Below are 5,295 nucleotides of genomic sequence, written 5' to 3' on the forward strand. Positions count from 1 at the left end.
TACATCGTCACCACGATGCCGTTCTTGTCATCCTCGGTACCGCGGCCATACATGCGGTCGCCAATCAGCGTGACCTTGAACGGGTCGAGTTTGGTACCGTCTTGCAGCACCCAGTTTTCCGGAGTCACGGGCACCACATCGGCATGGGCATGCACACCCACGACGTCATCACCGCTGCCCTCCAGGGAAATTTCGTACACGCGATTATCGACGTTACGGAAGTTCAGGTTGAAGGACTTGGCCAAGGCCTCGATCTTCGCCGCGATCTTGAGGAATTCCGGGTTTTTATACTGTGGCAGGCCGTCCACGTTGAACGTGGGGATTTCCACGAGTTCGCGCAGGGTTTCGAGCGCGGCTTTGCCGTACTTCACGCGGGTATAAATGCCCAGCAGGCGATTGATCTCGTTCTGCTGCTCGGCGCTCAGGGTTTTGTTGCCCAGAAACGCGCTGATAGCAGGGCCGGTGTCAGCCGATTTGCCCAGTTCGCTCTTGGCCAGGGTGCCGAGGAAACTGCGAAAATCGGTGGCCGAGTTCTCGCTGAAATGCTTCAGGATGGCTGCGCTTTGGTCTGCGGTGATGTTTGCGGATGCGGGAGTGGCAACTGCCGACAGGCTCGCGGCGAACAAGGTGGCAGCCACCAGTTTTTTCAGTGGAAAGTGCATGGTTAAAGGCATTCCTTTGCAGGTAGTGAGTAGGAGGTTTCTGACGGAAGAGTCAGAAACATTTCCACACACTACCATTACTCAGGTTGCCCAAGGTCAATGCTGGCCAGGATGGGCCGCGGGATACTCCTCCGTCACGCTCAAGGCTCTAGCGTAAGGCCCATCCCACAGTTGTTCATGCAATTGGCCTACGCGCTTGGCCATCGCCTCACTGCGCATCACCACTTCCAGATTGCGCGAATTATCCAGGTAGCCGCCCAACCAATTGCTGGTGCCGACCCACGCCACTTGGCCGTCGATCTCCATGGTTTTGCTGTGGATCACCCGCGCATAAGGGATGAAGCCTTGCTTGGCTTCGGGCAGGGTGACGATCTTGATCTCGACATTGGGCAGTACCGCCAGGCTCTTGAGATAAGGCAGTTCCAGCGGGTCGGTGTTCCAGTTGGATACCATCAGCTTGATCAACACGCCACGGGCAGCAGCAGCGCGCACGGCGTTGTCGATCACCGCGTAGTACGGCCGGGTTCGATCCGGTCCGTAGGACAGCGGCGCGTAGTCGAGCAATTGCACGCGTACTTCTTTTTTGGCTTCGCCCAGCAGGCGCGGCAGTTCCAACTGTGAGTCGCCCACGCCGGGCGGGTTGTAGCGTTGCGGGCTGGCCACCAGGTAGTTGCCGGTACGTGCGGGTGCCGGGCCACTGGCGGGTAGCGGCACCGGTTGTTTACCCGCCAGCGCGGCCTGGGCTTGCCAGTCTTGCTCGAAGATCGCCTGCACCTGGCCCACCACCGTTTCGTCAGTGATGCGCAGCCCGGTTTCGTGGATATGCTCCAGGGCGCGCCAGTCGAAATTCTGACTGCCGACAAACGCCTGCTTGCCATCCACCAGCAGGTACTTGGCGTGGATGATGCCGCCGCTCAGTTGCCCGTAGGGCAGCACGCGCAAGGTCAGGTTGGGAATGGCGCGCAAGCGTTCCAGGGTGGCGGCATCCGACAGCTTGATGCCTTTTTCTTCGAGCAGGAAACGAATCTTCACGCCGCGTTTGCCGGCGGCTTCCAGGTGTTCAAGCACCGTATTCATCACCGAACCAGGGTGGTCCGCGGCATAGAATTGGCCGATATCAATGCGGCTTTTGGCGCCGTCGAACAGCTCGATCCATACCGGGCCGGGCTGGCGCAGATCGTCGGTGCCCAGGGCGGTGTCCACGGGTACGGTATGCACCAGTTCAAAGCCTGGAATGGAAAAGTCCGCCTGGGCCAGCGGACTGAGGAGCAAGCCGGTCAGGCCGGCGATACGCAACTTCATCGAAAGGGACATAAGCGTCTCATCGCACCGAAGGAAAAGGCGAGCGCCCAAGGCGCCCGCCCTGTAGGTCAAGCCGTGCGGCTGTGCAGCGGGGTGGGCACGCGATGGGGCACTTCATCCTGTGCGCGGGCACCGGTGGCGGCGCGGATCAACAGGATCTTCAACTGGTCGTTGATGCGCTCCAGGCTGTCTTGGAAGAAGTTGTGAAACACCACGCAAAACAGTGCGATGGCGATACCTAATCCCGTGGCGAACAACGCCGTCCCGATACCCCCGGAAATCTGCCCTGGGTCCGACACGCCCGCGGTGGCCAGTGCCTTGAAGGTGTCGATGATGCCGAGAATGGTGCCCAGCAGGCCCAGCAGCGGGGCGGCGGTGGTGATGGTCTCGATGATCCACAGGCTGCGGGCCAGTGGGGCGCGCGTCTTCAGGTACTGGGTATCGATTTCGTCGTCCAGGTCTTTGCGCGAACCGTGGGTTGCCTTCTGGGCCAGCACCGGCAAGATCATGTTCAGCGGCAGGCTGTCGCGACGGGTCAGGTTCTCCGGCAGGTCACGCTCGCTGTGCACATTGGCGCCCAGGGCGTCGATCAATGCGCGTGCCTGGCGGCGTACGTAGGCGAAGTAGATACCGCGTTCGATGGCGATGAAGATCGCAATGGCCATCGCCGCGTACATCACATAGAAGGTGACGTCGTGGAGCAGGTTCATATCCATGATGGTGTTCCTCTTGGGGTGAGTCTTAGAAATTCGCTTCCAGCGAAACGGTGACGGTACGGTCCAGGCCGACGATGTACGCCGGGTCGCCATCGCGGAAGCCGCTGTAGCTGGCCGCGTTGGTCTTGGTGGTGTACACGCCGTCCAGGTATTTCTTGTCGAACAGGTTGTCGACGTTCAGGCGCAGGGTCGCGTCCTTGACCACCTTCTTGTCCACCGGCAGGTAAATACCGGCGCCGAGGTTGAACACGGTGCGACCGGAAATCGCCTCGTCGTTGGTCAGGTCGCCGTAGAGCTTGCTGGTGTACTTGCCGCCGAAGGTGCCGTAGAAGCGCCCGTCGTCATAACCGATGTTGGCCGCCAGCATGTTCTTGGGCACGTTGGCGAACTGCTTGCCACTGGTGGGCAGCACGATGGGTTTGCCGGCGTTGTAGACGGTCAGGTCATCCTGCTGCTCGGCCTTGGTGTAGGTGTAGGAGGTGTAGTAATTGAAGTGGTGGGGCAACTGGCCGCTCCACTCCAGCTCCAGGCCTTTGTTGACCACGGAGCCGGCGTTGATGTCGGCAAAGTCGCCGTTGATGTCCCGGGACGACACCTGGCGGTTCTTGAAGTCCATGTAGAACAGGGTGGCGGCCAGGCTCATGTCGTCGCCGCTGTAGCGCCAGCCCAGTTCATGGTTCCAGCTGGTTTTCCGGCTCGGCGTCGATCGAGCCGGCGCCTTTGTCGTAGAGCACGTAGTTCTGCGGCACGCGCATGTTGCGCGACACGCTGTAGAACAACTGGTCACGCTCGTCCAGCTGGTATTTCAGGCCGGCGTTGGGCAGCAGTTTGTTGTAGGTCTGGTTACGTTTTTCCGGGCGTTCGTTGAGGCTGCCGTGGTTGGTGCCTTCACGCTCGACGTTCATGTAGGCCAGGCCTGCGATGAAGGTCCAGTCCGGGTTGATGTACCAGGTGTCCTGGGCCCAGACCTTTTGCGCTGGCGTCACGGTGAAACGGTCGCGGCCCTGCACGGTGTTGCCGTTGGCATCGACGATGGCGCTGTTGGAGTCCGGCCAGGTGTCCACTGGCTTGCCGTTGCTCTTGAGCGGAATGAACGGCTGGGTTTKACTCTGGCGTGCGCGCTCAGTACCAGTAGCCGAATTGCAGGCTGTGGTCGCCAAAGTCCCAGGTCAGCTTGGTGGTGATACCCGGACGCCAGGTTTGCGTGCGTGAAGGGCGGTAGTACACGCCGCTGTTGGGTGTGCCGTCGGCGTTGTATTGGGCGGCCGTGGGCAGGTTGCCGAGGTCGAACACACCGCCCTGATTGGAGCCACGGTTGAGGGCATAGCTGGATGAACCGACGCCGCTGCCATTGCCCCAGTAGTAATACGGGATCACGGACAGCGCGAGGTTATCGGCCAGTTTGAACTGGGTGTTGAGCACGGCGGTGAAGGTCTGGAACGGGTTCTGCGCCAGGGCGTAATAGCTGTTGTATTTGCCGTTGCTGCCCACGCTGGGGGTGGCAGGGTAAGGGTCGTACTTGCGGCCATATTGCTGGAACTGCGCCTTGGTCAACTGGCTGTAACTGTTGTTGTCCTGCTCGTGGTATTTGAGGATCAGGTTGGCGGTGTTGCCATTGCCGGCGTCGAAAAAACTGTTCCACTCCACCTTGTCCGCGCGTACCGCGCCCGAGCCGCGCCACATTTCACCTTCTGTGTGGGACACCGACAGCCAGTTGCTCAGGCCGTTGATTTCGCCGGTGTTGAGGCGGGCAAAAGTCTTGCGCGTGGCGTTGCTGCCGACGACCTGTTTGACGAAGGCACCGGTTTCCTTGGTCGGGCGAATCGTGACGATGCCAATGTTGCCGCCGCTGGAACCAATGTGCGGGCCGTCGGATTCCGCAGCGCCCTGGGTGACGAAGATCTGGTCGATGTTTTTCCGGATCGCCCAGCAGGTTGGAATACAGCGCGTAGTTGCCCGAATCATTGATCGGCATGCCGTCCACCGACATGCCCACCTGGTCGGAGTTCATGCCGCGCATGGTGAAGCGAAAGCCCGACAGGCCAGTGTTGTCTTCACTGGAGATGTTCAAGCCCGGGGTGTACTTGAGCTTGTCGATGGCATTGCCGGTGGCCGCCTGTTTATCCAGTGCTTCCTTGGTTACCGTGGAGCGGCCCTTGATGCTTTCCTCCGGCACCATGTAACCGCCTCCTGCGGTCGCCTTGCCTTGTACCCCAATGGTGCGACGTCACTGTCGCTGGTCTCTGCCATGACCATTCCCTGGGTCATGCTGGTCGCGGCCACTAGTGCCAGATGAATACGGGTGAACTTCATCACTGTCGTCCTGGTGTCGGGTGCTTATTGCACGCTGTAGTTGAAGGTGGCGGTGAAGCGCTGCTCATTGCGCCCCCCGAAGGCTTGCTCGGGGAACGGTTTTGACTTGCTTGATGCGACGCAAGCTATTGGTGGCGGCCCGGTTGAGCAGCATGCTCGAGGCCTGGGTTTGTAAACCCGAGTCGAGGACACGGCCTTGACGGTCTACCAGCAACCACACCACCACCTCGCCGCTCGGGCGTTTCGGAGGGACGCCTGGCGCCCGGTGGGGTACTGCTTGTAGGTGTCCAGTTCGTTGCGCA

Annotated in this window: 3 protein-coding genes and 2 pseudogenes; all 5 read right to left on the reverse strand. The window is 60.5% G+C overall.

Annotated elements, in window-relative coordinates; translation table 11 throughout:
• Positions 1–662, reverse strand: a 662-nt coding sequence (locus tag DQ405_RS23755; protein ID WP_168426321.1) for a M20/M25/M40 family metallo-hydrolase, incomplete at its 3' end; no start/stop codon positions are given.
• A 96-nt stretch (positions 663–758) separates the two neighbouring features.
• Entirely contained in the window at positions 759–1,976 is a 1,218-nt protein-coding gene (locus DQ405_RS23760) for a phospholipase D-like domain-containing protein (protein WP_014717770.1), read from the reverse strand.
• Positions 1,977–2,032: 56 nt separating this feature from the next.
• The gene (locus tag DQ405_RS23765) at positions 2,033–2,680 is read right to left on the reverse strand and encodes a MotA/TolQ/ExbB proton channel family protein (RefSeq protein ID WP_003190096.1); all 648 of its coding nucleotides are present in this window, start codon (positions 2,678–2,680) and stop codon (positions 2,033–2,035) included.
• 25 nt (positions 2,681–2,705) lie between these two features.
• Positions 2,706–4,993 (reverse strand): annotated as a pseudogene (locus DQ405_RS23770) (TonB-dependent receptor).
• A 24-nt stretch (positions 4,994–5,017) separates the two neighbouring features.
• Positions 5,018–5,295: pseudogene (locus DQ405_RS23775) on the reverse strand (energy transducer TonB family protein); the annotation flags it as partial.

Source organism: Pseudomonas sp. SST3, from assembly GCF_003325755.1.

Coding starts and splice junctions, on each gene's coding strand:
- DQ405_RS23765 (WP_003190096.1), bottom strand. CDS start 2,680: ATGGATATGAACCTGCTCCACGACGTCACCTTCTATGTGATGTACGCG.
- DQ405_RS23760 (WP_014717770.1), bottom strand. CDS start 1,976: ATGTCCCTTTCGATGAAGTTGCGTATCGCCGGCCTGACCGGCTTGCTC.